Origin of the sequence: Haloactinopolyspora alba (assembly GCF_003014555.1) — a bacterium.
GTDB lineage: Bacteria > Actinomycetota > Actinomycetes > Jiangellales > Jiangellaceae > Haloactinopolyspora > Haloactinopolyspora alba.
On sequence record NZ_PYGE01000023.1, the window covers coordinates 13,615 to 40,255 of the forward strand.

Consider the following 26,641-nt stretch of genomic DNA (forward strand, 5'->3'; position numbering starts at 1 on the left):
TCTACTGGCATGACGAACACCATCGTGGTCACCGACGGGTTGACCAAACGCTACGGCGAACGGCTCGCCGTCGACGACGTGACTCTCACCGTCCGGCGCGGTGAGGTGTACGGCTTCCTCGGTCCGAACGGAGCCGGCAAGACGACCACGCTGCGCATGCTGCTCGGTCTGATCCGTCCCACCAGCGGAACCGCGTCCGTCCTCGGGAACGCACCGGGGACACCGGCCTCGGTCGCGCGCACCGGCGCACTCGTCGAGGGTCCGGGCTTCTACCCGTACCTGTCCGGGCGGGACAACCTGCGGGTGATGGCGCGCTACCAGGAGGTGCCCGACCACGACGTCGACGTCGCTCTGGAGCGGGTGGACCTGGCCGATCGCGGCGGGGACGCCTTCAAGTCGTACTCGCTGGGCATGAAACAGCGCCTGGGGGTCGCCTCCGCGCTGCTGGGCGACCCGGAGTTGCTGGTGCTGGACGAGCCCACGAACGGCCTCGACCCCGCCGGCATGGTGGAGATGCGACGGCTCGTGGCCGAGCTGGCCGAGCACGGCCAGACGGTCATGCTGTCGAGTCACCTGCTCGCCGAGGTCGAGGAGATCTGCGACCGGGTCGGCGTCATCGCCGACGGCCGGCTGGTCACCGAGAGCACGGTGACCGAGTTGCGCGGCACCGCGGCGCTGTTCGTCCGCGCCGAACCCGTCGATCGTGCGCTGGCGGTGGCGATGCAGGTGGCCGGAGACGACGCGGTCCGCCTCGACGACGACGGGATCCGGCTCGACGCCGGTGACGAGTCCGCGCCGCGACTGGCCCGTGCACTCGTCGAGGCCGGGGTCGACCTGTACGAGATCCGCGCGTCCGAGCGATCTCTCGAGGACGTCTTCTTCGAGATGACGTCCGGTCCGGCAACCAGCGAGGAGGGCCTGCGATGAATGCCAGCACGACGGACGAGCGGCCGGCCGGCAGGGACGAACGGTCCGGCTCCGGCCCTACAGCGGTTTCGGCACTCGCGGCCGGCACTCGCGCTGAGCTGTTGCGGCTACGGAAGTGGCCGGTCGTGTGGGTGCTGGTGAGCGTGTGGCTGATGCTGAACCTGACCTTCGCCTACGTGTTCAACTACATCGCCTACGCGACGGAGTCCGGGAACTTCGCCACCGAGGGCAACCCGAGGGCGGCGCTGCTGGAGGACGTCTTGCCCGAGGCGATTCCGCGAATCTTCACCACCGGGATGCCGATGTTCGGCGGTGCGATCATGATGATCCTCGGCGCACTCGCCGCCGGCAGCGGTTACGGCTGGGGGACGTGGAAGACGGTCCTGACCCAGGGCCCGAGCCGGCTCGCCACCTTCGGCGGCATGCTCGCAGCGGTCGCCGGCACCGTCGTCGCGGTGATCGCGATCACGCTCGTCGCCGATCTCGCCGCATCGACACTGATCACGGTCAGCGAGTCGGAGCCGATCGTGTGGCCCGATCTCGCGGCCCTCGCCGAGGCCGCCGGAAGCGGCCTGCTGATCTTCGGGATGTGGGCGTCCGCCGGCGTGCTCATCGGGGTGCTGACCCGCAGTCCCGCTGTGGCCATCGGGCTGGGGCTGGTGTGGTCGCTGGTGGTCGAGAACCTGCTCCGGAGCGTGTCTGGCCTGATCAGCGGGCTGAACTACGTCACCGATGTCATGCCCGGCACCTCGGCCGGTTCGCTTGCCGGCGCACAGGGCGCGGTACCCGGCGCCGAAGGGGACGGCGCTCCCGGGGTGCTGACGGTCCTCGACGGCGGCAGCGCGGCCCTGCTGCTCGTCGGCTACATCGCCGTGTTCACCGTCGTAGCAGCGGCGCTGGTCCGACGCCGCGACCTGGTCTGATCTCACCCGACCCCATCCCATGATCATCGGCACTTTCCCGGCGCATTGGCGGGAAAGTGCCGATGATCATCGGGGCAATGATGGTGCTGTTCAGCGGCGCCCTAGTAGCGCAACTCCCGCAGGTTGGCGTAGCTGTCGCAGGCGGAGGAGATTCCGTCCGGCTCCGGCTGGTCGTGCTCGGTGAAGTAGTAGTCCACGCCCGCCAGCTCGCTGTGGGCGAAGATGCGACCGAAGTCGATCGTGCCCTCTCCGACGTCGGCGAACGAGCCGTCCTCGGCTCGGTCCTTGACGTGCAGCAGCGCGAACCTGCCCGGGTACTGCTTCATCAGCGCCACCGGGTCGACGCCGGCGTCGACGGCCCAGTACAGGTCCAGCTCCATCGTGACGAAGTTCGGGTCCGTCTCACGGACGAGGACGTCGTACGGCCGCACGCCACCCTGGGCCTCGAACTCGTAGCCGTGATTGTGGTAAGCGAGCGTGATGCCCGCCTCCCGCGCCACCGCACCGGCTTCGTTGAGGACGTCGGCCACCCGGTGGTAGTCCTGCAGATCCCAGGAGCTCGACCCGGAGAAGCGGATGTACGAGGCGCCGAGCCCCTTCGCGGTCTCGATCACGCCCTCGATGTCGTTCGCGATCTGATCGAAGCTCAGGCCCGCCGACGGCGCCTTCATGCCGGCGTCCCTGATCAGGGTGCCCAGTTCCGCCCCGGTGTAGCCGTAGAGCCCGCTGGACGGCTCGATGTTGCGGTAGCCACAGGTGGCCAGTGCCTCCAGCGTCGCCTCGGTGTCCGGCGCCGGCATCGTGTCGCGCACCGTGTAGCCGACGACGCCGATCTTCTCGTCGGGAACCGCCCGGTCGGGGTCCTCCCGCTCCGGGTTCTTGCCGACCTCCGAACCGGCGGCGGCACTCACGATGCGAGCGCGCTCCCGGGCGGTGACGACGCCGCCGGCTCTCAGTTCGCGGGTCAGCTCGCCGACGGTGCGCACGAAGTCGCCGTGGCTGTCGAACGGCCGCTCGTGCTCGACGAGGTCCATGATCGTGCAGCCGTCGCCGACGTCGTGGTTCGGCACTCCGGAGTCGCCCTTCCCGTCGCCGAACCAGACCGGGACGTCGGAGGGGTAGCCTCCGTAGCACCGGTCCCGGGGCTCGGTGACCTGCTCACCGCCGACGTAGTCGATGCGGTAGATGCCCGAGCCGTCGTTGTGCGAGCCGCGCCCGACTCCGGTGCCGTAGCCGAAGTCGATCGTGTACAGCGACCCGTCGGGTCCGAACTCCGCATCGAACGGCGACATGAACTGCGTGTCCGGCAGGAACGAGTTGATCGACTGGACGTCGCCGGGCTCCGCCGGCTCGAACCGCTCGCTCGGCGCGGCCTCGTTCATCAGACTGACGGTCTTGAACCAGTTCGATCCGTACTCGTAGACGAACCACTTGCCGTCGTAGTACTCCGGGAACTTCGTCTCGGATTCGAGGTTCTCGTCGTAGTGGTACACCGGCCCGGCCATCGGGGCGCCGCCGCCGGTGATCTCCGGGAACAGCTCCGAGTGCTCGCCGTGCTTGCCGTACCAGACCAGCGGCTCCTGGGCCGGCGGCAGCTGCTTCAGCCCGGTGTTGTTCGGGGAGTCGTTGACCGGGTTGTCGCAGTCGAACTCCGCGCCGGACTCGCCGGTGGCGAAGTCGTAGTCGACGAACGGGATGTTCGGGCCCATGCAGTAGGGCCAGCCGTAGTTGCCGGCTTCGAGGATGCGGTTCTGCTCGACCAGGCCGGCCGGTCCCCGCTCCGGGTCGGTGGTCCCCGAGTCGGGGCCGTAGTCGGCAACGAGCAGCGCGTCGGTCGCGTCGTCGTAGCTGATCCGGAACGGGTTGCGGAAGCCCATCGCGTAGATCTCCGGACGGGTCTTGTCCTGGGTGTCCTCGGACTCCGGGAACAGGTTGCCCTCGGGGATCGTGTAGCCGCCGTCGTCGGTGGGGTGGATCCGGATGATCTTGCCCCGGAGGTCGTTCGTGTTGCCGGAGGTGGCCTGTGCGTCGGCCGCGCGCCGCCCGTCGCGTTCGTCGATCGGCGTGTACCCCTGGGACTCGAACGGGTCGGTGTTGTCGCCGGTGGCGATGTACAGGTTGCCTTCGTCGTCCATCGTCATGGAGCCGGCCATGTGCACGTTCGCGAGCAGCTCGTTGCGCCAGATCGGGAACTCGAGCACGGCCTTCTCGCTGTCCATGTCGAGCGTGTCACCGACCAGCGTGAACCGTGAGAGCCGGTACACGGGCTCTTCCGGCACGGTGTAGAGCAGATAGACCCAGCCGTTCTCGGCGAAGTCGTCGTCGATCGTCAGCCCGGTGAGACCGTTGGCCGTGCGCGTGGTCGGCAGGTTCAGCTCGAGATCGCCGGCCAGCGTGGTGGTCGGCTGCTCACCGTCCTGGTGGATCAGCTTGATCTGGCCGGTGCGCTGGATGTACAGCACGCGGCCGTCGGGCAGCGGAGCCAGCTCGTACGGGTCCGCGAGGTTCGTGTCGTCCTCGAGCTGGACCTTCTCGAAGCTGCCCCACTCGGTCGCTGCGCAGTCGCCGTCAGCGGCGCCGGCGGCCCATTCGATGCCGCCCAGGATGTGCTGCCGGAACAACGGCTCGGAGAACGTCTCGGCGTGGTGCCCGCTGGCGGTGTACCAGGAGCGGCCGCCGTCGTAGACCTGACACCAGGCGTGCGCGTGCTCCGGACCCTCGTTCAGGCCCTCCGGGTCGTCCGTGGTGCGGATCTCGGTGAGGACGTGGACGTCCCCGTTCGGCGAGGCCTGCCAGTTGTACCACTCCTCGTTGCGCTCCCACAGCTGCGGCAGCCCTGCGGTGGACGGGTGCGTCCGGTCGAGCACCTCGATGCGACCGGGTCGCGGCGCCGGGTGGTTCTGGAACTTCGCGCCGACGAGCCCGGCGTACCAGTCCCAGTCGCGCTCCGTCCCGGTGGCCGAGTGCCAGCCGACGAAACCGCCCCCGCCGTTGACGAACCGCTGGAAGGCGGCACGCTGTTCGGCGTCGAGCAGGTTGCCCTTCTGCGGCGTCGAGTTCGTGTTGTTGAACACGACGGCGTCGAACGGCCGCAGCCCCTTGTCGCTGAAGACGCTCGCGTCGTCCGTCGCGGTCACGGCGAAGTCGTGCTCGTCGCCCAACTGCTCCACCGCCTCGACCCCGGCCGGGATGGAGTCGTGGTAATAGTTCGTCACGCCCGAGAACACCAGCACGTTGAAGCGCGGCTCCTCGGCTGCCGCTGCGCCGGGCGCAGTCGTGTCCGGCGGGGGGTCAGCCTGCGCCGGAGGCCCCATGGCCAGGAACGGCAACAGCACGGCGGCGGCCAGGACGGCGATCCGCGGGGCGCGCGCACCCTTCCTGGCTTCTGTCGGGGGGCGGCGGGTGGGCAGCTGTTCCATGTTCGTCCTCCCAGCGTGATGCGATCAGCCGGTAAGCGCTTTCCCAGCATGCTCACGGCAGCTTAGAGTCAGATCACTTGGTCGGTCAAGAGTCGTGTCATATCCGACCAAACGGTGCAGCTCCGCCGTCGACGAGAACGGCGCCCTGAGCCCGGCACGGTCGTCACCGTCACCGCGGAGCCGTCAGGGGGCACCGGCTCCGGCGGCGGTCAGGGCGTCCACCGCGTCGATCCGCAGGGCCGGTCCGAGAGCGTCGCAGGCGCCGAATCCGCCCCGCTCGACGAGGAGATCGACGGCGAACGCGTCACCGCGCCGCCGTGCTCTGGCGCTCGGCGCGCGGTCGGCAGGAGTCCGTCACGCCGCGTGACGCCCGTGCTCCAGACGCTCGGCGATCCAGACCTTGATGATGGACTGACGCGTCACTCCCAGACGCCGGGCCTCACGATCCAACGAGGCGATCATCCAGTCCGGAAAGTCGACGTTGACGCGACGCTGCTCTTCTCCGGGCCGATGCACCTTGGAAAGATCGAGCGTCGACGTCACGTCCTCGCCCCGGTCGAACATGTCATCGAACTCTTCAGCCTTCATACAGCCGTACCTCCTCGTCCCGGGAGCGCCGGACCGAGATGATCCGAATCCGGCTCTGCCGGCGCGTCACCACCGCCGACCAGCACCTGTCGTCAATTCGGCCGACGACCAACCATCGCGGCTCGTCCACGGTTCGCGCCTCGACCTCCACACGAAGCGGATCGAGCCAGAGTCGTTGCGCTTCGACGAAGTCGATGCCGTGCTTTCCCTGATTCAGGACACGCTTTGTCGGATCGAACTCGAACTCCAAGCCACACCTCTATGGTATAGAAAGTATACTACTTCTATCATAGAGAGTCGAGATCAGCCCTGTGGGCCGCGGCCGCTCCAGCTCCAGGCGTAGGCGCCGTCGTCGCTGTCGGAACCGGCCTCGCCGATCTCCAGCGGGCGGAAGGTGTCGACCATGACCGCGAGCTCGTCGAAGTAGTCCTTGCCCAGGGCCCGCTCGATGGCGGCCGGCTGCGGGCCGTGCGAGTGCCCGCCGGGGTGCAGGGTGATGGACCCCTGGCCGATCCCGGAGCCCTTGCGCGCCTCGTAGTCGCCGCCGCAGTAGAACATGACCTCGTCGGAGTCGACGTTGGAGTGGTAGTACGGCACCGGCACGGCCAGCGGGTGGTAGTCGACCTTCCGCGGCACGAAGTTGCAGATGACGAAGTTGTACCCCTCGAACACCTGGTGCGCCGGCGGCGGCTGATGGATCCGGCCGGTGATCGGCTCGAAGTCGGCGACGTTGAACGTGTACGGGTACAGGCACCCGTCCCAGCCCACCACGTCGAACGGATGCGTCGGATACACGACGACGCTGCCCACCAGGCCGGACGGGCCGTGGCCGCGGTGCTTGGTGAACACCTCCACGTCCGCGCCCTCGGTGACGAACGGCTCGGGCGGCGCGGTGAGGTCGCGCTCGCAGTACGGCGAGTGCTCGAGGAACTGCCCGTACCGGGACAGGTACCGCTTGGGCGGCGCGATGTGCGAGTTCGCCTCGATGCAGTACGCCCGCAACGGGCCCTCGCCGGTCGGCACCCAGCGGTGCACGGTCGCGCGCGGGATGATCGCGTAGTCGCCCGCGCGCACCTGCAGGACGCCGAACATCGTCTCCAGCGTCGCCTCGCCGTCCTCGACGTACACGCACTCGTCGCCGATCGCGTTGCGATACAGCGGCGACGACTCCCCGGCCGCGACGTACGCGATGCGCACGTCGCCGTTACCCAGCAGCAGCCGGCGTCCGGTGACGACGTCCTGCGCCTTCCACTCGTGCCCGGGGAACAGGTCGTGCGTCTTGAGGTGCAGCGGCTTGAGCGGGTGGTTGGCGACGGTCCGCGCGTCGGGCAACTCCCAGACGCGCGAGTCGACGATGGCCGAGGGGACGCCGGCGTGGTACAGCAGCGAGGAGTCGGACGAGAACCCCTCCTCCCCCATGAGCTCCTCGTAGTACAGCGCGCCGTCGGGCCGGCGGAACTGGGTGTGGCGTTTCGGCGGGATCTCGCCGACGGTGCGGTAGTACATCGCGGACACCACCTGTAATCCGATTATCGAACGCACTTGCTCATATATCGACCAGCGTTGACGATGGGTCCAACCGTGTCAACCAGGGATCACACGAGAGGATGCGGCCATGGCGACGGCTGCCCCGGTACCTGCGAACCTGCCCGCGCTCTTCGACCACCTCGTGGACGACGCCGCGGTCTTCCCGCCCGGCAACCTGCCGCTGCCGAGTGCCGTCACCGCGCACCTCGGTCACCGACGGCAGTGGTACGCGCCGTTCGTCGGGCCACTGCTGTGCCCGAGCTCCCGGCTCGCCGAGCTGGGTGAGCTGATCACCGGCACCGCCCTGGACGTCCGGGTGGTCGTCGACACCGGCACCGCCGGCGTACTCGAGGCGGTCGACACCGTCACCGGCGACAGCCGGATGGTCCTGCGCGGCGTCGAGCTCGCGCTGCGCGGCGATCCGCTCGCCGACACCGCCGCGCGCGCGGTCGCGGCCGTCGACGCCGCGCTCGGCGGCCCCGACGACGACGTGCCGGCCTACGTGGAGGTACCGCTGCAGCCGGGCTGGGAGCGCGCGCTCGACGTCGTCGCCGAGGCCGGCCACCGCGCGAAACTACGGACCGGGACCCCGGAACCCGGCGGCGCACCGCCGGAGGCCGACGTCGCCGCGTTCCTCACCGGATGTCTCGACCGGGAGGTCGCGTTCAAGTGCACCGCCGGGCTGCACCATGCCGTCCGGCACACCGTCGGCGACCACGCCGAGCACGGCTTCCTCAACGTCGCGCTCGCCGTCGGCGACATTCTGGCCGGCGCCGAACGGGAGACCGCCGCCGCGACGCTGGCCGACGGCGACGTCGCCCGGGTGACCGGACGCGCGGCGGAGCTGCCTACGGCCACCGCCACGTCCGTGCGCCGGTGGTTCCGTTCGTTCGGTTCCTGCAGCATCGACGATCCGCTGGGTGAGCTGGTTCGGCTCCGGCTCGTCGACGCGCCCGATACTCTCGACCGATGAACGCCGCGCCCTCGCCCGTGAACAGTTGGATCGACATCGCCGACGAGGCGGCGTTCGGCGCCCGTACACTGCCGTACGGCGTGTTCTCCACCGACGGTGAGGAGCCCCGTGTCGGCGTCGCCGTCGGCGAGCACGTCCTCGATCTGGCGCCGCTGGCAGCAGTCGAAGGCCTCGACGGCGCGCACCTGTTCGCTCAGCCGTCCCTGAACCCGTTCCTGGCCGCCGGGTCGGCGGCGTGGGCAGCCGTGCGGGGGTGGGTGGTCGAGCTGGTCACCGAGGAGATCCACCGCGAGCTCGTCGAACCGCACCTGATGCCCGCGTCCCGGGTGACCATGCACCTGCCGTTCGAGGTCGCCGACTTCGTCGACTTCTACGCGTCGCAGTCGCACGCCGAGAACATGGGCCGGTTCTTCCGCCCGGACTCCCCGTCGCTGCCGCCGGCATGGCGACACCTGCCGATCGGCTACCACGGCCGTTCCGCGACCGTCGTGGTGTCCGGAACCGACGTCACCCGGCCCAGCGGGCTGCGCAAGGTCGCCGACGTCCCGGAGTTCGGGCCCTCGCGCCGGCTGGACATCGAGGCCGAAGTCGGCTTCGTCGTCGGGCGCCCGTCGCAGCTGGGAAACCCCGTCGCGGTACCGGAATTCGCCGAGCACGTGTTCGGGATGGTGCTGGTGAACGACTGGTCGGCACGCGACATCCAGGGGTTCGAGGCCATGCCGCTCGGCCCGTTCCTCGGCAAGTCGTTCGCCACCTCGATCTCGCCGTGGGTCGTGCCGCTGGCCGCGCTGGAGCACGCCCGCATCGACCCGCCGGTCCGCGACCCCGAGCCGGCCGAGTACCTGCGTGACGCCGAGCCCTGGGGCCTCGACCTGCGCCTGGAGGTCGAGTGGAACGGCACGGTCGTGTCGCACCCGCCGTTCGCGGACATGTACTGGACGCCGGCGCAGCAGCTGGCGCACCTGACCGCTAACGGCGCCGCCGTGCGCACCGGCGACCTCTACGCCTCCGGGACGGTCAGCGGCCCGGAGGCCGATCAGCGCGGCAGCTTCCTCGAGCTGAGCTGGAACGGCAGCGAGCCGGTCGAGCTGGCCGACGGGACCACGCGCACATTCCTCGAGGACGGCGACGTCGTCACGGTGCGCGCCACCGCGCCCGGCCCGGACGGCACCCGGATCGGCCTGGGCGCGGTCACCGGGCGCATCACCCCTGCACCTTCCTTCCCATGATCATCGGCACTTAGCCGTCATATAGGCAGGTAAGTGCCGATGATCATCGGGGAGCGGACGCGGGCCGACTGCTCATGCGCTGGGTGTAGACGGCGAGACCGACCATGACGAGCACGGTCGACAGACCGAGGGCGAACGGCTCCAGCTCGTCGCGGGCCGCGTAGGTCAGCACGCCGACGAGAACCAGCAGCCCGCCGGCGATGTAACGCGACCGGGCGACTTGGCCGGTGCGTGACCGCAGGTAGAGCACGTTGCCCACCAGATAGAGCAGCGGTCCCCCGACGGTGGTCAGGACCATCGGACCGTCGAGGTGATCGTGCGTCGTCCGCAGCTCGATCGAGACGGCCACGACGATCGCACCCGCGACCATGACCGAGTGCGCGTACGCGAACGCCGAGCGCAGCACACGGGTCTCGCCCCGCTCCCCGCTGTGGTCGGCCACCTCCGGCCCGGCGATGGCGAAGTAGTTCCACCACTGCACCAGCAGCCCGACGAAGCCGAGGATCGTGACCACCACCGCGCTGGTGCTGATCACGTCCAGCTCGGACAGCGTGAAGCCCATGATCAGGATGGACTCGCCGAGCGCGATGATGAACACCAGCCGGTTCCGCTCAGCGAGGTGTTCGGCGTCCACCGGCCACGTGCTCATCGGCGCCGAACCGAGCCCGGGCACGCGGAAGTCCGCGCGCGGCGCCAGGTAGTCGATGGCCAGCGCCAGCAGCCACACCCACAGCCGCGCGTCCTCGGGCGCCAGCGCGCCGACGATCCACAGCACACCGGCGACCGCGCTCCACGTGAACAGGTGCAGGTAGTTGCGGCCGAGCTGCTTGCCGCGCGCCGCGTACATCATGAACAGCGGGCGCAGGAGCTGCGCGAACACGAAGCACCCCGCGAACAGCAGGCCGTCCTCGTCGAACGCGTGCGGCAGCGCCAGCGCCATGCCGAGCCCGGCCAGCATGAGCACGGCATTGAACAGCCGCACCCATCCGTTACGCGGGTCGAGCCAGTTCATCGCCCACGCCGTGTAGTTCCACGCCCACCACACGGCCAGGTACAGCACGCCGACCTGGGCGGCACCGGACCAGGTCGGGTCGGCGAGCAGCGTGTGCGAGATCTGGATGATCGCGAACACGTAGACGAGGTCGAAGAACAGCTCGATCGGGCCGACCTCGGATCTGCGCGGCCCGCTCTCGGGTCGGGTCAGTACGGAGGCGAACCGGCCGACCGGCGCCGTCTCACTCATGGATCAGTGCTCCCTCTGCCGTTGGTCGCCCAGCAGAATCGCACACGTCGGCCGGATCCGCCGCCCGGGACGGCGATCAGTCCGCCGCGGCAGCGGCCTCGGCGGGACGTCCCCGCATCGCTCGCCACGCGGGCAGCAGCGTCGCGGCCAACGTCAGGACGAACGCGGCGGCGACGACGGTCACGTAGATCAGCACCGGTCCCGACGGCGCCGCCGAACCGGTCCGTGCCACGCTGAACGGCACGAGCGTCGCGGCTGCCGCCACCGTGCCCAGGACGACTCCGACACCGGCGACCAGCACACCCTCCAGGCCGAGCATCCGCAGCACCTGCGCCCGCGTCGCCCCGGTCAGCCGCTGCAGCCCGAACTCGCGGCGCCGGGCACCGGCGCTCGAGACGAGCGTGTTGACCATCGAGATCGCCGCGTACGCGACGATCATGGCGACGAGCGTGTAGTTGGCGAACGCCATGGTGTGCTGCTGCTCGGCGTGCGCGTCGAACAACGCGTCCCGGTCGGACACCCGGGCGCCGGGAACGTCCCCGGTCAGCGCGTCCAGCTTCGTCACCATGCGCTCGCCGTCCGCGCCCGGCCCGGCCGCCACGAGGATCTCCTCCGCCCGGCCGTCGGTCGTGTGCCGCGCCAGGGTCCGGGCCGGGACGAGCATCGTGTCGTAGTCCTCGTCGGCGGCGAACACGGCGGCCACCCGCAGCTCGCGTGTCGCGTTGTCGCCGAGGCGCACCGTGACGGAGTCCCCGACCCCGACCTCGAGCCCGCGGGCGTGCTCGTCCTCCAGCGCGACCGTGTCGCCGCGCAGGTCGGTCAGGGCACCGGCGGACACGCTCACCGGCGTCGTGCCGGCGGCACCGGCAGCGCTCACGCCCTGCACCGTCCATCCGTCCTCGCCCTGCGCCGGGTCGTGCGGCTCCTCGACGAACGCGGTGCTGCGCACGTGCTCGGACGCCGCCGCGACGCCGGGCACCTCGCGCAACCGGCCCACCAGTCCGGGGTCGGCACCGTCCGGCACGGTCACGACGGCGTCGGCGACGAACCCCTCCACGAACTCGTCCCTGGCGGCGCGCTCCTCGGTGGTCTGCAGGTACAGCGTGCCGGTGGCGACACCGGTGAGCAGGATGACCGGCGCGACGACCGCGGCGGTCCGCGCGACCCGGCCCCGGGCGTTGAGCACCGCCAGGTGCCCGGAGAGCCCGGACAGGGCACGCACCGGCCACTGCAGGACCGCTGTCAGCATCCGGGTCAGCACAGGGCCGAGCAGTGCCAGGCCGACCGCCCACAGGAACACGGCCGGACCGGCCGTACTCGACGTCAGCGGCCCGCTCATGACCGTGACGGTGACGATGCCGAGCGCGAGGCCGCCGGCGAGGAACAGCGCGCCGAACAGTGCGCGGGACGTGCCCATCGCCCTGCCCTCCAGCGACGCCTGCGCCAGCGCCTCGACCGGCCGGGTGCCGGCCGCCCGCCGGCCCGCGGCCAGAGCCCCGCCCACCGCTGCGAACACCGCGGCGCCGACGGCGACGACCGTCGGGATCCAGCCCTGGCGGAACGCCACGCCCTCGGGGACGACGCCGGCGTCGACCATCCGCTCGAACAGGAACTCGCCGAGCAGCGTCCCCGGGAACCAGGCCAGCGCGGTGGCGACGACCGCGAGGATCAGCGCCTCTCCCAGAACCATCCGCCGCAACTGCCCCGGCGTGGCGCCGACCGCTCGCAGCAACGCGAGCTCGCGGCGGCGCTGCTGCACCGACAGCGCGAGCATCGAGGCCACCCCGAACATCGACGCGATGACGGCCCAGCCGCCGAACACGCCGGCCAGCGAGATGAGCTCCTCCTGGCTGGCTTCGGCGCTGGGCACCTCGACCCGGCCCCGGTCGTCGCCCACGTACGTGGTCGCGGCGCGCTCGCCCAGCGCCTCGTCGACGTGTGCCCGCACCGTGGCCACGTCCGTCCCGTCGTCGGCGGCGACGCCGACAGCGTCGAACGCGCCCGCGGGGGTGCCGTCGTCGAGCACGTGGCCCTCGACGCCGGCCACGCCCGCGACGCCGGCGAGGACGTCGACCAGGTCCGCGTCCAGCCGGACCCGCTCGGCCAGCACCGCCGTCTCGTCCGAGTCGGGAACCTGATAACGCTGGTCACCGGCGACGACGACATCGGCGTCGGCCAGCCGCTGCGGAGGCACCGCGGTGCGGATCCCCGTCTCCATCAACCCGCCGCAGGCCATGACGATCGCCGCGCCCAGGACCATCGTGACGAACGCGGCGGTGAACGCGCCAACGCGGAAGCGCATCGAGCGCAGGGCCAGAGTGATCACGGGAGTCGCTCCATGCTCGTGCCGCGCCGGGTGCGCGATCGTCGGGAACGACGCTACGGAGCCCGGCACGCCCGGCCCATGGTGCTGACCAGCCAGTTCGGGTGGGGCCACCCCCACCGCGACGGGTCAGGCGTGGCTGGCGTGCTCGTGCTCGACGTGGCCCTCGGGCTCGATCTGGAAGGTGCTGTGCTCGATGTCGAAGTGCCCGGCGAGGCATTCGTGCAGGCCGTCCAGGACGGCGCCGGTCCCGCAGTCCGCCGCGGCGGTGTCAGTGACCACCACGTGCGCGGACAGCACCGGCACGCCGCTGGTGATCGTCCACGCGTGCAGGTCGTGGACGTCGACGACGCCCGGCGCCTCGAGCAGGTGCTGACGGACGTCCTCGAGGTCGACGCCCTTGGGCGTGGCCTCGAGCAGCACCGTGACGACGTCGCGCAGCAGCGACCACGCGCGGGGCAGAATCATCAGCCCGATCAGGATCGACGCGACCGCGTCGGCGCGGAGGTACCCGGTGGTCATGATCACCACCGCGGCGCCGACCACCGCGACCGAGCCGAGCGTGTCGCCGAGGACCTCGAGGTAGGCCCCGCGGACGTTGAGGCTGTCGCGCTGGCCGCTGCGCAACAGCAGCAGGGCAGCGAGGTTGCCGAGCAGACCGACCACGGCCACCAGCAGCATGAGGCCGCTGTCGACCTCGCCCGGATCGATCAGCCTGCGGACACCACCGACGATCGCGAAGCCGCCGATGACGGCGACGACGACACCGTTGGTCAACGCCGCGAGGATCTCCGCGCGCTGCAGCCCGAACGTGGTCCGCGCGGTGGCCGGCCGGGCGGCGATGACCGTCGCCAGCAGTGCGAGCGCGACGCCGAACCCGTCGGCCAGCATGTGCCCGGCGTCGGCGAACAACGCCAGCGAGCCGGAGAGGACGGCGCCGACGACCTCGACGGTCAGGATCACGACGATGATCGCGAGCACCGCGACCATCCGCCGGCGATGTGCCTGAGCGGCGGTGACCGGCCGGCCCTCACCCAGGCCGTGCCCGTGACCGGCCCCCATCAGTGCCTCCCAGGATGTGTGGCCGGGTGCGGGGCTGGGTGCGTGCCCGGATGCTCGTGCGGCTCACGTCCGTGCTCGGCGTGGGCCAGGCAACCGTGTACCGACGATCCGCACGTCACCGCCGCCGGACGATGATGCTCCGGACACAACTCGACCGTGGTGCCCGAGACGCCGAGCGCCTTCTCCGCCGCGGCCATCAAACCCCACAACTCGGAGTTCGCCAGCACGTAGAACGTGGCCCGGCCGTGCGGGTGGGCTTCCACCAGTCCGGCCGAGCGCAGGCATGCCAGGTGCCCGGAGACGGTCGACTGGGCCAAGCCCAGCTCAGCCGTGAGGTCGACCACCCGGCGCTCGCCGTCGGCCAGCAGCCGCAGGATCGCCAGCCGGGCCGGGTCCGCGAGGCTGTGGAAGAGCATCACGGCCGGTCCGTCCAGCGCCGTCCGATTCATCGTCATATGCCGATGATAGCGGCCGTTTGCGATCCCACGTCAAGCCTCGAACCCGTCCGCGGGCACTGACGCACTTCAAAGTGCCTTTTGTAACCCATCTCGTACCCACTCATGATGGTGTTACGCACTACCAGTGAGGTGAGGAAGATGGCTGAGCAGGCAACGCAACCCGAAGGGTCGAAGGTCACCATCGAGGTGTGGGCCGACCTGGGCTGCCCGTGGTGCTACGTCGCAAAACACCGGCTCCAGACCGCGATCACGCAACGTCCGGACGCGGACCGGTTCGAGATCGTGATGCGGTCCTTCCAGCTGGACCCGGGTGCGCCGCAGGAGCCGGAGAAGAACGAGGAGAGCTACATCCGTACGCACGGCGGCACCGCCGCCGACCTCCTCCGGGCCGAGCGCCAGATGCAGACCATCGCACGCAAGGAGGGACTCGAGTACACACCGGACCGCCTGAACGCCAACACGTTCGCCCTGCACCGCGTGGTCCAGTACGCCAACGACCAGGGCCGCGGGTTCGAGTTCTTCTCCAAGGTCCAGGACGGCTTCTTCACCGGCACCCTCAACCCCCACGACCCGGACGCCCTCGCAGGCCTCGCGGAGTCGGTCGGGCTGGACGGGCGGCGAGTCCACGAGATCCTCGCGAGCGACGAGTACGCCGACCGCGTGCACGCCGACCGCAACGAGGCCCTGGAGCTGGGCGCGAACGGCGTCCCGTTCGTCGTCCTCGACCGCCGGGTGGGCGCCCCGGGCGCCCAGAAGGTCCCTGCCTACGCCCAGTTGCTGGAACAGGTGGCCGGGAACGAGAACGCCACCGGCGAGGTGCCCGACGCTACGCAGCGATGAGCGCCACCGACGGGTCAGCCCGCCGGCGCGCTGACCGGGGCCTTGCCCCGGCCGACTCCGGTCAGCGCGCTGGCGGCGCGGTTGCTGGCGATCTCGCCGTGGTGGGTGGCGGCCCATTCGGCCATCGCCGTCACCGCATCCATCAGGGACCGGCCGAGATCCGTCAGCTCGTACTCCACTCGCGGCGGGACCTCGGCGTACGCGGTCCGCGTGATCAGTCCGTCGCGTTCGAGGTGCTTGAGCGTCTGGGTCAGCATCCGCTGGGAGATCCCGGGGATGCTCGCCTGCACGTCGGAGTAGCGCAGCGAGCCGGCACTCAGGGTGCTGATGATCAACATCGTCCACTTGTCACCGATGCGATCGAGCACCTCACGGATGAAGGCGCTGTCTTCCGGCCACGCCTGGCACGGACCACTGATCTGTCGCGCTGACGCCATCCCACTTGCCCTTCATCTGGTGTGCAACCGCACTACCAGTATGTAACACCAACCGGCACCACAGCGAGCCCCTGAACGCACGCGCTCAGGCAGCCAACCTGCTTCGTGTTCCGGGGCGTGACATGGACGGCAATTATTGCCCGCTGTGTCACCCGTCTCAGAACCAGTAGCCGCCCCATGCGGGGTAGGCGGCGTCAGAAGCTCAGGTGGGTTTGCCCGGCGAGTGGATCCAGGTGTCGAAGAACGCGCCGAGGTCCTGCCCCGACATCTCCTCGGCCAGGGCCTCGAAGTCCGCCGTCGTCGCGGTCGAGTCCGCGAAACGCGCCGGCCACTGGCGGGACAGCTCGCCGAACGCCTGCTCGCCGATGCGCTGCCGCAACGCGTACAGCGTCGCCGCACCGCGGCTGTAGACGGCGCCGGCGAACAGCCCGGTGGGTCCCGGATCGGCGACGACCGTCTGCCAGAAATCGTCGTCGGCCGGGATGGCCATGACGTCGTCAAAGCTCTGCTGCGCCGTGTCCCCGCCGTCGTGCTCGGCCCAGATCCAGCTGGCGTAGGTCGCCCAGCCCTCGTTCAGCCAGATGTCGCCCCACCGCTCGGGACTGACGGAGTTGCCCATCCACTGGTGCGCGAGCTCGTGCGCGACGGTGCCCTCGTTCGCCCGGCGCGAGTAGATCGGGCGGGTCTGCGTCTCCAGCGCGTAGCCGATGCTGTCGTCGTCGACGATGGCGCCGTACGAGCCGAACGGGTACGGGCCGAACTCGCCCTCGAAGAACTCGACCATCTCCGCCGTCTGCGCCAGCCCGGCCGACGCCTCCGGCGCCAGGTCGCGGTCGATCGCGTCGATCAGCGGCAGGCCGTCGGGCGTCGTGGATGTGCGCAGCTCGTAGTTGCCGACCGACGCCGTGGACAGGTAGCTGGCCATCGGTTCGGTGGACGACCACGTCCAGGTCGTCGTCCCGTCCGACGTCCGCGAGCCCACCAGCTCGCCGTTGGCCACCGCGACCAGCCCTTCGGGCACCGTGATCTCGAAGTCGTAGGTCGCCTTGTCGGTCGGGTGGTCGCTGACCGGGTACCAGGTGGAGGCGCCCTCGGGCTCGTTGGCGACCATCGCGCCGTCGCGCGTGGTCACCCAGCCGTACAGGGCGCCCTCGATGTCGGTGGGCCGCCCGGTGGTGCCGCCATAGGTGACCTCGACCTGAACCGGCCGGCCCGCGTGCATCTTCGGGCGCGGCGTCACCACGAGCTCGCCGTCGTCGCGCGTGAACCGCGCGGGCCGGCCGCGGACGACGACCGACTCGACCTCGAGTCCGCGCAGGTCGAGGTTGAACTGGTCGAGGTTCTCGGTCGGCGTGACCGACAACGTCGCCACCGCCTGCATCGTCCCCTCGAGCGGCGCCGGCGCTGGATCCGGCGGCTGATAGTCGATGTCGAGGTCGTAGTGGGTGACGTCGTAGCCGCCGTTACCGGCCAGCGGGAAATACGGGTCGCCCGCGCCGTCGTCGCCGGGACCGAACCGCGGCACCCCGGGCTCGCCCGGCGCGGCCACGCCGGCGCCGGGCGACCCGGCCACCACCGCCACGGCGAACAGGACCGAACCGAATGCTCTGATGCCGCGCATGGCGCCCCCTCCGACGAGTCGGCTCGACGTCGACACAGTAGCGAGGCCGCCGCCGGAAGGGAACCGTCTCTCCCCCCATTCCCCTGCCGGGTCAGAGGTTGCCGCGGCGCTCCTGCTCGCGCTCGATCGACTGGAACAGCGCCTTGAAGTTCCCCTTGCCGAAGCCGAGCGACCCGTGGCGCTCGATGAGCTCGTAGAACACGGTGGGCCGGTCGCCGATCGGCTTGGTGAAGATCTGCAGCAGGTAGCCGTCCTCGTCCCGGTCGACCAGGACCCCGCGCTTCTTCAGCTCCTCGACCGGAACGCGGACCGTGCCGATGCGCTCGCGCAGCTCCGGGTCCTCGTAGTAGGCGTCCGGCGTGGCGAGGAAATCGACGCCCTCGGCGCGCATCGCGTCGACCGTGCGCAGGATGTCGTTGGTCGCCAGCGCGATGTGCTGGCAGCCGGCCTGCCCGTAGTACTCCAGGTACTCGTCGATCTGCGACTTCTTCTTCCCGACGGCGGGCTCGTTCAGCGGGAACTTCACCCGGTGGTTGCCGTTGGCCACGACCTTGGACATCAGCGCGGAGTACTCGGTGGCGATGTCGTCACCGACGAACTCGGCCATGTTCGCGAAGCCCATGACCTTGCGGTACCAGTTCACCCAGTAGTCCATCTGGCCCAGCTCGACGTTGCCGACGCAGTGGTCGATCGCCTGGAACAGCCGCTTCGGGGCGCCCTCGCGCTTGACGAACGTCGACGTCTTCGGCTGGTACCCCGGCAGGTACGGCCCGGAGTACCGCGACCGGTCGATCAGCGAGTGCCGGGTCTCGCCGTAGGTCGCGATGGCCGCCATCCGGACGGTGCCGTGCTCGTCGGACACGTCGTGCGGCTCGTCCAGCACGGTGGCGCCCTGCGCTCGGGCGTGCTCGACGCACGCGTCGACGTCGCGCACCTCGAGCGCGAGATCGACGACGCCGTCGCCGTGGCGCCGGTGGTGGTCCAGCAGCGGGCTGTCCGGCGCGACGCCGCCCTTGAGCACGAACCGGGCGGAGCCGCTGCGCAGGACGTAGGCCTTGTGGTCGCGGGTGCCGGTCTCGGGGCCGGCGTACGCGACGAGCTCCATACCGAACGCCGACTGGTAGAAGTGCGCGGCCTGGGTGGCGTTACCCGCGACGAACACGATCGCGTCCATGGCCGTCACCGGGAACGGGTCCGTGGTCTCGTCGTACTCCACCAGCCCGACGAGCTGTTTGAGCTGGTCGAACTCGAGGTCGGCGGCGCGTTCCTCCGGGGTCAGCGAACGGGTCGAATCGGCGGTGGTCATGACCGGCCTCCTGGATCGTGTCGGGGGGCGATGCAACGGACTGTGCCGCGCTCGCCGACGGTGAGCAAGTGTCGCTCGTGAGGCTGGTCACGGTGTACTGTCTGAACAGCTGCAAGCCGCAATCAGCACACATGTTGACCACTGTTGACACCATCGCGGGGACCGATGATCGACGATCTCGACGCACGGATCATCACGCTTTTCACCGAAGCCCCCCGCGTCGGTGTCCTGGAGGCCTCGCGCCGGCTCGGCGTGGCGCGGGGAACCGTGCAGGCGCGGCTGGACAGACTGCGCGCCGACGGCGTCATCGCCAGCCTCGCGCCCACCATCGACCCCGCGGCGTTCGGCTACCGGATCACCGCCTTCGCCTCTCTGGAGATCCGCCAGGGCGCCCGCGAGTCGGTCGCGGCGCATCTGGGCCGCATCCCAGAGGTGCTCGAGGTGCACACCATCACCGGCCAGGGTGACCTGCTGTGCCGCATCGTCGCCCGCGACAACGACGACCTCCAGCGGGTCATCGACGACCTGGTCGGCGACGCCGACATCGTCCGCACCAGCACCCTGATCGCCCTGTCGACCGTGGTGGGGCCGCGGGTGCTGCCGCTGGTCCACGACGCGGTAGGCACCCGCGACCCCTGACCGGGGGCCTCAGCCGGGCTGGATGATCGCCTCGTGGATGCTGATGGAACCGTCCTCCGACCACGCCGTACGATCGACAAGTACCGACTTTGAAGTCAGGTACTTACCAGAATGTCAGTGAGGAGGTATCGTGCAGCGTCAGCCACGCCCCTACACCTGCGGTATCGACGCCGCCATCGACGTCATCGGCGGCAAGTGGAAGGTGCTGATCCTGTGGGCGCTGCACACCGGTCCGCAGCGCTTCGGCGAGCTCAAACGCCTGGTGCCGGGCATCACCGAGAAGATGCTGATCCAGCAGCTGCGTGAGCTCGAGTCCGACGACATCGTCCATCGCGAGGTGCACCACCAGGTGCCGCCGAAGGTCGAATACTCGCTGACCGACTTCGGGACGTCACTGAACGACTCGCTGAAACCGCTGGGCGAGTGGGGTGAGCAGCACATGGACCGCATCGTCGCCACCCGCCACCCGCAGCACGACTGACGCCGTCAGCCGGACGCCGGCGGCCCGCACCACGCGATCAGCGCGGCACGCACCTCCACGTCGCGGCGGATCGACTCCTTGGTGTCGGTGGCCCACGCGACGTAACCGTCGGGCCGGACCAGCGTCAGCCCCTGCGAGCGGTCGACGGTCGTCACCACGTTCACCCGGTCCGCCCACGGCTCGATGAGCCCGTGATGGTCCTGGCCGGTCAGCAGTACGAACCGGCCGTCGCGCAACCGCTCGTAGAGGCGGCCGGCACCGTCCGGCCCCACCACCGTGACGTCCGGAACCCGCGACCCGACCAGCGAGTGCTCACCGCGCGGCCGCGGATAGGCGATGGCCAGCCCGGAGACGAACTCGCCCGCCTTGCGCTCGATCGGGCCGATCCGCGCCACCGCGGAGCCGGCGGCGTTGCGGACGGCGCGCAACGGCGCCGGACCGAGCAGGGCCATGCGCAGCAACGTGCCGCTGCCCTGCACCACGCTGCGGCCCACCGGGTGCCGCTCGCCGTGGTAGCTGTCGAGCAGACCCGGCGCGGCCCACCCGTGCAGGGCTGCCACCAGCTTCCAGCCCAGGTTCGCCGCGTCCTGCAGCCCGATGTTCATGCCCTGACCGCCGGCCGGCGAGTGGACGTGCGCGGCGTCGCCGGCGAGGAACGTCCGCCCGACGCGGTACCACGGCACCAGCCGCTCGTCGCTGTGGAACCGGGACAGCCAGCGCGCGTCGTGCATGCCGTGGTCGGTGCCGAGCACCCGGGTCGTGACGTCGCGGACCTCGTCCAGCGACACCGGGACGTCGTCGGCGACCTGCCGGTGCCGGTCCCACGCGATGACGCGGTACCACCCGTCGCCGAACGGGGCGACGAACGCGAATCCGTCCTCGCCGGACCCCACGACCAGCACGTCCGTCGGCGGCTCGGCCAGCAGCACGTCCGCGAGCATCACCGACTGCACCGCCGCCTCGCCGGGGAAGGCCAGCCCGAGCGCGTTCCGGACCGTGCTGTGGGCCCCGTCGGCGCCGACCAGGTAGGTCGACCGCGCGACACCACGAGCGCCGTCCGGTGCCCGGAACCGCGCCCGGACACCCTCGTCGTCCTGGTGCAGTCCGTCGACCTCGGCGCCGTCGACGATGCGCGCCCCGGCGGCCACCGCACGCTCGCGTAGCACCGCCTCGGTCACGTACTGCGGCGTGACGAGCACGAACGGGAACCGGGTGGGCAGCCCGGACAGGTCGACCTCGACACCGCCGAACAGGTTCAGCCTGTCGACCCGGTTCCCGGACGACACCAGCGCGTCGGCCACGCCGCGCGCGTCCAGCAGCTCGAGGGTCCGCGCGTGCACCGCGAACGCGCGGGTGAGGTTCGACTCGTCGGCACGGCGCTCCAGCACGGTGCACGACACGCCGGCGGCCGCCAGGTCGCCGGCCAGCAACAGGCCCGTCGGACCGGCGCCGACGACGAGAACGTCCGCTACCTGGTCCGATGCGTTGTTCATCGTGATCCTTCCTGGCTGCCCACTCTATGGAGCACCGTACTCACCGCCCGTGCGGACATCCGCCGACCCCGGACCACGAGCACGAACTCTATCGCCACAGCATGCATCACTGCTGGTCATCAACTGACGTTGTGGTGGGCCCGCTTGCTTCGACCCCGGGGTGTCGGGGTTGAATATGTCCGATGTCCAGTCGAGCCTCGGGCGGCGCGCTCGCCGCCAGCCTCATCACAGCCGCGATCATCGGATTCGCGGGCGGCGCCTACATCGGCACCGAGTCCGAACAGACGGCGTCCGGCAACGAACCGACCACCGAGTCCTCGACAGACGGCTCCGGCACCGACGCCAGCACACAGCCGGAGGGCGACGGTGGTGAACCGACCGAGAACGAGTCCAGCCCCGAGACGGGACTGACCCTGGCCGCCGATCCACAGTCGGTCACCACGAGCGAACGCATCGACCTCACCGGCAGCATCGAGCCGGCCAAGGAGGGTGTCGTGCTGAGGTTGCAGCGCAGCGTCGACGGCGGTGAGTGGAAGACGTTCTCGTTGAGCACGCCCATCACCACCAACTCCGACGGCACGTTCTCCACCTGGGTGCAGACCGGCCAGTCCGGCGAGAACAGCTTCCGGGTGGTCCGCAAGGACGACTCCAGTGTGGTCTCCGACCCGGTCGCGGTGACCGTGAGCTGACCCGGCCCCGCACGAGGTCAGGTCAGCCTGCGGGTCAGCTCCTCCGCGGCGCGCATCGTCTGCGGACCGACGACGTCGGCGTCGAGGTCGCCGAGCGCGATCACGCCGATGCTCGCCTCGACGCCGGGGACGGCCACCACCGGCGCGGCGACTCCCTGGGCACCGGCCTCGAGCTCCCCGGTCGACGTCGCGTAAGCGGGCTGCCCGACCCGGGCCGACAGGATCGCCCGCCCGGCCGCGCCGCGTTCGAGGGGGTGCCGCGAACCGATGCGGTAGGCGACGTGGAAGTCCGTCCGGGTGGGTTCGACGACCGCCACCGCCAGGGCCTCCACCCCGTCGGCGATGGTCAGGTGAGCCGTCGCGCCGATCTCTTCGGCCAGCGAGCGCAGCACCGGCTGGGCCACGTGCCGCAGCCACGGGTGCACGCTGCCGGCCAGCGACAGCACCCCGAACCCCACCGAGAACCGGCCGTTGCTGGCCCGACGCACCAAGCCGTGCTGTTCCAGGGTTGCCAGCAGCCGATAGACGATGGTCCGGTTCACGCCGAGGACCGTGGACGCCTCCGCCACACTGAGCCCGCCGGCGGACTCGGACAGCACCTCGAGCAAGCGCAGTCCGCGATCGAGTGTCTGCGAGATCTCCACCACGGCACAACCCTAGAGCCCGCACAGCCCGGCGAGGCCGAACGACGCCGACATCGGATTCGGGCTGCACCGGGGTCCCGTGGAACGCGTACTGTGTCAACCAGCCCGCACGTCTGTCGTGCCGGGTCCAGTCGCTCGTCTCGGGAACGTTGGAGCCGTCAATGAAGAAGCTGATCAACTCCCCCGACTCCGTGATCGCCGACGCGCTGCGCGGCATGGCCGCGGCCCACCCGGCCCTGTCCGTCGACCACGACACCCGGGTGATCTCCCGCGCCGGCGGCGCCGCACAGGGCAAGGTCGGGCTGGTCTCCGGTGGCGGGTCCGGCCACGAGCCGCTGCACGGCGGCTACGTCGGTCCTGGCATGCTCGACGCCGCCGTGCCCGGCGAGATCTACACCTCCCCGGTACCCGACCAGATCCTCGCCGCGACGAAAGCCGCGGACGGCGGCGCCGGCGTGTTGCACATCGTGAAGAACTACACCGGCGACGTCCTGAACTTCCGGATGGCGGCGGAGCTGGCGGAGGACGAGGACATCCGGGTCAGCGCCGTCGTCATGAACGACGACACCGCGGTCGAGGACTCCACCTTCACTGCGGGCCGGCGCGGCACCGGCGCCACCGTGGTGGCGGAGAAGATCGCCGGTGCGGCAGCGGCACAGGGCGCCGACCTCGACGCGGTGACGCGCCTGGTCACGGAGGTGAACGACCGCTCCCGCTCGTTCGGCATCGCGCTGCACGCCGGCACCGTCCCGGCCGCGGGCACGCCCGGGTTCGAGCTCGGCCCGGACGAGGTCGAGCTCGGTGTCGGCATCCACGGCGAACCGGGACGCGAACGCGGCTCGATGGCGCCGGTGCGCGACCTCGTCGCCTACGCCCTCGAGGCCATCAACGCCGACCGGCCCGTCGGCGGCGACGTGCTGGTACTGCTCAACGGCCAGGGCGGCACCCCGCTGATCGAGCTGTACGGCGCCTACGCCGAAGCGGTCGACTGGCTCGAGGGGCACGGAGCCACCGTCACCCGCAACCTCGTGGGCAACTACATCACCAGCCTCGACCAGGCGGGCTTCTCGATCACCGTCACCGCGCTCGACGACGAGCTGGTCCGGCTCTGGGACGCCCCGGTCGAGACGCCCGCGCTGCGGTGGGGTCGGTGAGCATGAACCTCGACACCCGGACCGCGGTGGCCTGGATCACCCGGGCCGCCGACGACGTGCGCGCGGACGAGGCCAGACTCACCTCGCTGGACGCCGCGGTCGGCGACGGCGATCACGGTGCGAACATGACCCGCGGCCTGGCCGCGGCGACCGCGTCGTTCGCCGAGAAGCCGCCGGCCACCCCTGGCGCCGTGCTCGTGGCGGCCGGCCGGTCGCTGGTCGCCAAGACCGGCGGCGCGTCCGGTCCGCTGTACGGCACCGGACTGCGCAAGGCGGGCAAGGCGCTCGGCGAGGCCGAGCAGGCCGAGCCGGCCGCCGTGGCGGAGGCGCTGCAGGCCATGCTGGACGGCATCCGCGAGCTCGGTGAGGCCGCCGAGGGCGACAAGACGATGATCGACGCCCTGGCCCCGGCCGTCGCCGCCTTCCGCGACGCCGTGGACGACGGCGCCGACCTCGGCGCAGCGGCGCGCGCAGCGGCCGACGCGGCCGAAGAGGGTCTCGCCGCGACCGTGCCGTTGCAGGCCCGCAAGGGCCGGGCGAGCTACCTCGGCGCTCGCAGCGTCGGGCACGAGGACCCGGGGGCCGCCTCGACGACGCTCGTGCTGCGTGCACTCGCCGAGGTCACGACGGAGGATGCGGCATGAGCGTCGGGATCGTGCTGGTCTCGCACAGCCCGGAGCTCGCGGGCGCCACCGCGGAGATGGCCGGCTCGCTGGCCGGTACCGACGTCACCATCGCCCCCGCCGGCGGCACCGACGACGGCCGGTTCGGCACGAGCATCGAGCTCATCCAGGCCGCGGTGGGCGATGCCGACGGGGGCGACGGCGTGTGCGTGGTGATGGACATGGGCAGTTCGGTGCTGACGGCGAAGACGCTGCTGACCGAGCTCGAGGACGATGACGACGGACCCGCGGTCCGGCTGGCCGACGCCCCGTTCGTCGAGGGCGCCGTCGCGGCCTCGGTGCTGGCGTCGACCGGTCAGGATCTCGACGCCGTCGTCCGTGCCGCCGAGGACGCGTGGGCGATGCGCAAGCTCTGACCGGCCCGGCCGCTGATCACACGTAGTTCGCGTAGGCCGGCACGGTGAGGAACGACGGGTACTCCGTGCCCAGTGCGACCTGCTCGAACAGCGCCCGGGCGTGCTCCACTCGCGTCGCTCGGCCCTCGTCGTCGCCCGCCTCGGCCAGTAGCGTGCCCGTCTCCTCGGCGACGATCCGCTCCACCAGCGGGCGGGTGACGACGGACCCGTCGTCGAGTTCGGTCCCGGCCCGGATCCACTGCCAGACCTGCGACCGCGAGATCTCGGCCGTCGCGGCGTCCTCCATCAACCCGAAGATCGCGACCGCACCGCGGCCGCCGAGCCAGGCCTCCAGGTAGCGCAGCGCCACCGCGACGTTGGTCCGCAGCCCCGCCTCGGTGACCGAGCCCGGTGTCGAGGCCACGTCGAGCAGGTCGGCCGTGGTGACCTCGACGTCCTCGCGGGAACGGTCGAGCTGGTTCGGGCGCGTTCCCAGCACGCCGTCGAAGATCTCGCGGACGGTGCCGACCATGCCGGGGTGTGCCACCCACGACCCGTCGAAGCCGTCGTCGGCCTCGCGCTGCTTGTCCGCACGCACCTTGGCGTCGACCGTCTCGTTGACCTGCGGATCCTTCGACGGGATGAACGCGGACATCCCGCCGATGGCGTGCGCGCCGCGACGATGGCAGGTACGCACCAGCAGCTCGGTGTAGGCGCGCATGAACGGCACCGTCATGGTGACCGCGGAGCGGTCCGGCAGCACGAACCGCTCGCCGCGGGTGCGGAAGTTCTTGATCAGGCTGAAGATGTAGTCCCACCGCCCGGCGTTCAGCCCGGCCGAGTGCTCACGTAGCTCGTAGAGGATCTCCTCCATCTCGAACGCGGCCGGGACCGTCTCGATGAGCACGGTCGCCCGGATGGTCCCGCGCGGCAGGCCGAGCGCCTCCTGGGCGAAGACGAACACGTCGTTCCACAGCCTGGCCTCGAGGTGGTTCTCCAGCTTCGGCAGGTAGAAGTACGGGCCGCTGCCACGGTGGAGGAGTTCGCGCGCGTTGTGGAAGAAGTACAGCCCGAAGTCCACCAGCCCGGCGACGGCGACCTCACGGCCGATGCCCAGGTGCTTGTCCGTCAGGTGCCAGCCGCGCGGGCGCATCACGATGGTCGGTGTCGACTCCCCCAGTTCGTAGCGCTTGCCCTCGGCGCTGGTGAAGTCGATCTGCCGGCGGATCGCGTCGTACAGGTTCAGCTGCCCGCCGACGACGTTGCCGACGTGCGGCGTGTTCGCGTCCTCGAGGTCGGCCAGCCAGACCTTCGCACCGGAGTTCAGCGCGTTGACGGTCATCTTCTGTTCGGTGGGCCCGGTGATTTCCACCCGCCGGTCCGCCAGGCCGGGCGCCGGCGGCGCCACCTGCCAGTTCGGGTCCTCCCGGATGCCGCGTGTCTCCGGCCGGAAATCCGGGTCGGCGCCGTCGGCGATCCGCTGCCGCCGGCGCCGCCGCTCGGCCAGCAGGTCGGCGCGGCGGCCGGCGAAGTGCAGGTGCAACTGGGTGAGGAAGTCCAGCGCCTCCGGCGTGAGGATCTCCTCCTGGCGGGGCACCGCCAGCGCGGACGGCATGGCCCGCATCGGCGCAGTGCCGGTCGTCGTCA

25 protein-coding genes are annotated in these 26,641 nt (G+C 70.7%); 11 read left to right on the forward strand and 14 right to left on the reverse strand.

Features of this window, described 5'->3' with window-relative positions:
- Positions 1-9: 9 nt before the first annotated feature.
- Both CLV30_RS22175 and CLV30_RS22180 read left to right on the forward strand, forming a co-directional pair.
- Positions 10-927: an ABC transporter ATP-binding protein gene (locus CLV30_RS22175; RefSeq protein ID WP_106539426.1), complete on the forward strand. Its 918-nt coding sequence runs from the start codon at positions 10-12 to the stop codon at positions 925-927.
- Positions 924-1,850, forward strand: a complete 927-nt coding sequence (locus tag CLV30_RS22180; RefSeq protein ID WP_106539427.1) for an ABC-2 transporter permease — start codon at positions 924-926, stop codon at positions 1,848-1,850. The genes CLV30_RS22175 and CLV30_RS22180 overlap by 4 nt, the downstream gene beginning before the upstream one ends.
- A gap of 101 nt (positions 1,851-1,951) precedes the next feature.
- Here the strand turns inward: CLV30_RS22180 and CLV30_RS22185 are convergent, their stop codons facing one another.
- The 4 genes from CLV30_RS22185 to CLV30_RS22200 form a co-directional block, all read right to left on the reverse strand.
- Positions 1,952-5,269 (reverse strand): ThuA domain-containing protein, encoded by a 3,318-nt coding sequence (locus tag CLV30_RS22185; RefSeq protein WP_106539428.1) that lies wholly within the window; start codon positions 5,267-5,269, stop codon positions 1,952-1,954.
- A 354-nt stretch (positions 5,270-5,623) separates the two neighbouring features.
- Positions 5,624-5,857: a type II toxin-antitoxin system BrnA family antitoxin gene (gene brnA / locus CLV30_RS22190; RefSeq protein ID WP_106539429.1), complete on the reverse strand. Its 234-nt coding sequence runs from the start codon at positions 5,855-5,857 to the stop codon at positions 5,624-5,626.
- The gene (locus tag CLV30_RS22195) at positions 5,847-6,107 is read right to left on the reverse strand and encodes a BrnT family toxin (RefSeq protein ID WP_106539430.1); all 261 of its coding nucleotides are present in this window, start codon (positions 6,105-6,107) and stop codon (positions 5,847-5,849) included. Before CLV30_RS22195 ends, brnA begins: the two co-directional genes overlap by 11 nt.
- Before the next feature lie 53 nt (positions 6,108-6,160).
- Complete coding sequence (locus tag CLV30_RS22200) at positions 6,161-7,363, reverse strand: homogentisate 1,2-dioxygenase (protein WP_106539483.1); 1,203 nt, start codon at positions 7,361-7,363, stop codon at positions 6,161-6,163.
- A gap of 109 nt (positions 7,364-7,472) precedes the next feature.
- Between CLV30_RS22200 and CLV30_RS26685 the strand changes: the two genes are divergently transcribed.
- On the forward strand, positions 7,473-8,357 hold the full coding sequence (locus CLV30_RS26685; protein WP_165358674.1) for a hypothetical protein: 885 nt from the start codon (positions 7,473-7,475) through the stop codon (positions 8,355-8,357).
- Positions 8,354-9,586: a fumarylacetoacetase gene (fahA, locus tag CLV30_RS22210; protein ID WP_106539431.1), complete on the forward strand. Its 1,233-nt coding sequence runs from the start codon at positions 8,354-8,356 to the stop codon at positions 9,584-9,586. The genes CLV30_RS26685 and fahA overlap by 4 nt, the downstream gene beginning before the upstream one ends.
- Positions 9,587-9,629: 43 nt before the next feature.
- Here fahA and CLV30_RS22215 read toward each other — a convergent pair whose 3' ends face one another.
- From CLV30_RS22215 to CLV30_RS22230, 4 genes are all read right to left on the reverse strand, one after another.
- Positions 9,630-10,829 carry a low temperature requirement protein A gene (locus CLV30_RS22215; protein ID WP_106539432.1) on the reverse strand — a complete coding sequence of 400 codons (1,200 nt, stop codon included), beginning with the start codon at positions 10,827-10,829 and terminating at the stop codon, positions 9,630-9,632.
- Between the two features lie 76 nt (positions 10,830-10,905).
- Positions 10,906-13,155 (reverse strand): FtsX-like permease family protein, encoded by a 2,250-nt coding sequence (locus CLV30_RS22220; protein ID WP_106539433.1) that lies wholly within the window; start codon positions 13,153-13,155, stop codon positions 10,906-10,908.
- A gap of 126 nt (positions 13,156-13,281) precedes the next feature.
- Positions 13,282-14,214 (reverse strand): cation diffusion facilitator family transporter, encoded by a 933-nt coding sequence (locus CLV30_RS22225; protein WP_106539434.1) that lies wholly within the window; start codon positions 14,212-14,214, stop codon positions 13,282-13,284.
- Entirely contained in the window at positions 14,214-14,669 is a 456-nt protein-coding gene (locus CLV30_RS22230) for an ArsR/SmtB family transcription factor (RefSeq protein WP_106539435.1), read from the reverse strand. Before CLV30_RS22230 ends, CLV30_RS22225 begins: the two co-directional genes overlap by 1 nt.
- 141 nt (positions 14,670-14,810) lie before the next feature.
- Here CLV30_RS22230 and CLV30_RS22235 point away from each other — a divergent pair, with 141 nt between their 5' ends.
- Positions 14,811-15,512, forward strand: coding sequence for a DsbA family oxidoreductase (locus CLV30_RS22235; RefSeq protein WP_106539436.1), 702 nt, complete (start codon positions 14,811-14,813; stop codon positions 15,510-15,512).
- A 14-nt stretch (positions 15,513-15,526) separates the two neighbouring features.
- Here the strand turns inward: CLV30_RS22235 and CLV30_RS22240 are convergent, their stop codons facing one another.
- The 3 genes from CLV30_RS22240 to hppD all read right to left on the reverse strand — a co-directional run bounded on the left by CLV30_RS22240 (position 15,527) and on the right by hppD (position 18,876).
- Positions 15,527-15,949 carry a winged helix-turn-helix transcriptional regulator gene (locus CLV30_RS22240; RefSeq protein WP_106539437.1) on the reverse strand — a complete coding sequence of 141 codons (423 nt, stop codon included), beginning with the start codon at positions 15,947-15,949 and terminating at the stop codon, positions 15,527-15,529.
- Between the two features lie 202 nt (positions 15,950-16,151).
- Positions 16,152-17,570, reverse strand: a complete 1,419-nt coding sequence (locus CLV30_RS22245) for a M1 family metallopeptidase (RefSeq protein ID WP_106539438.1) — start codon at positions 17,568-17,570, stop codon at positions 16,152-16,154.
- 91 nt (positions 17,571-17,661) lie between these two features.
- Positions 17,662-18,876, reverse strand: coding sequence for a 4-hydroxyphenylpyruvate dioxygenase (gene hppD / locus CLV30_RS22250; protein WP_106539439.1), 1,215 nt, complete (start codon positions 18,874-18,876; stop codon positions 17,662-17,664).
- Positions 18,877-19,041: 165 nt separating this feature from the next.
- Here hppD and CLV30_RS22255 point away from each other — a divergent pair, with 165 nt between their 5' ends.
- Both CLV30_RS22255 and CLV30_RS22260 read left to right on the forward strand, forming a co-directional pair.
- Positions 19,042-19,515: an Lrp/AsnC family transcriptional regulator gene (locus tag CLV30_RS22255; protein WP_106539440.1), complete on the forward strand. Its 474-nt coding sequence runs from the start codon at positions 19,042-19,044 to the stop codon at positions 19,513-19,515.
- Positions 19,516-19,645: 130 nt separating this feature from the next.
- A complete protein-coding gene (locus CLV30_RS22260; RefSeq protein WP_106539441.1) occupies positions 19,646-19,996 on the forward strand; it encodes a winged helix-turn-helix transcriptional regulator in 351 nt (116 codons plus the stop codon).
- A gap of 5 nt (positions 19,997-20,001) precedes the next feature.
- On the opposite strand, the gene CLV30_RS22265 is transcribed toward CLV30_RS22260, so the two are convergent.
- A complete protein-coding gene (locus CLV30_RS22265) occupies positions 20,002-21,489 on the reverse strand; it encodes an FAD-dependent monooxygenase (protein WP_106539442.1) in 1,488 nt (495 codons plus the stop codon).
- Positions 21,490-21,671: 182 nt separating this feature from the next.
- Between CLV30_RS22265 and CLV30_RS22270 the strand changes: the two genes are divergently transcribed.
- Positions 21,672-22,178: a hypothetical protein gene (locus CLV30_RS22270; protein WP_106539443.1), complete on the forward strand. Its 507-nt coding sequence runs from the start codon at positions 21,672-21,674 to the stop codon at positions 22,176-22,178.
- Positions 22,179-22,195: 17 nt separating this feature from the next.
- On the opposite strand, the gene CLV30_RS22275 is transcribed toward CLV30_RS22270, so the two are convergent.
- Positions 22,196-22,825, reverse strand: coding sequence for an IclR family transcriptional regulator (locus CLV30_RS22275; RefSeq protein WP_106539444.1), 630 nt, complete (start codon positions 22,823-22,825; stop codon positions 22,196-22,198).
- 158 nt (positions 22,826-22,983) lie between these two features.
- On the opposite strand from CLV30_RS22275, the gene dhaK reads away from it, so the two are divergent.
- The 3 genes from dhaK to dhaM are packed head-to-tail and all read left to right on the forward strand — an operon-like array spanning position 22,984 to position 25,015.
- Positions 22,984-23,976 carry a dihydroxyacetone kinase subunit DhaK gene (dhaK, locus tag CLV30_RS22280; RefSeq protein WP_106539445.1) on the forward strand — a complete coding sequence of 331 codons (993 nt, stop codon included), beginning with the start codon at positions 22,984-22,986 and terminating at the stop codon, positions 23,974-23,976.
- Positions 23,977-23,978: 2 nt separating this feature from the next.
- Positions 23,979-24,620 carry a dihydroxyacetone kinase subunit DhaL gene (gene dhaL, locus CLV30_RS22285; RefSeq protein WP_106539446.1) on the forward strand — a complete coding sequence of 214 codons (642 nt, stop codon included), beginning with the start codon at positions 23,979-23,981 and terminating at the stop codon, positions 24,618-24,620.
- A complete protein-coding gene (gene dhaM / locus CLV30_RS22290; protein ID WP_106539447.1) occupies positions 24,617-25,015 on the forward strand; it encodes a dihydroxyacetone kinase phosphoryl donor subunit DhaM in 399 nt (132 codons plus the stop codon). The genes dhaL and dhaM overlap by 4 nt, the downstream gene beginning before the upstream one ends.
- Before the next feature lie 16 nt (positions 25,016-25,031).
- On the opposite strand, the gene aceB is transcribed toward dhaM, so the two are convergent.
- The gene (aceB, locus tag CLV30_RS22295; protein WP_106539484.1) at positions 25,032-26,618 is read right to left on the reverse strand and encodes a malate synthase A; all 1,587 of its coding nucleotides are present in this window, start codon (positions 26,616-26,618) and stop codon (positions 25,032-25,034) included.
- Positions 26,619-26,641: the final 23 nt, after the last annotated feature.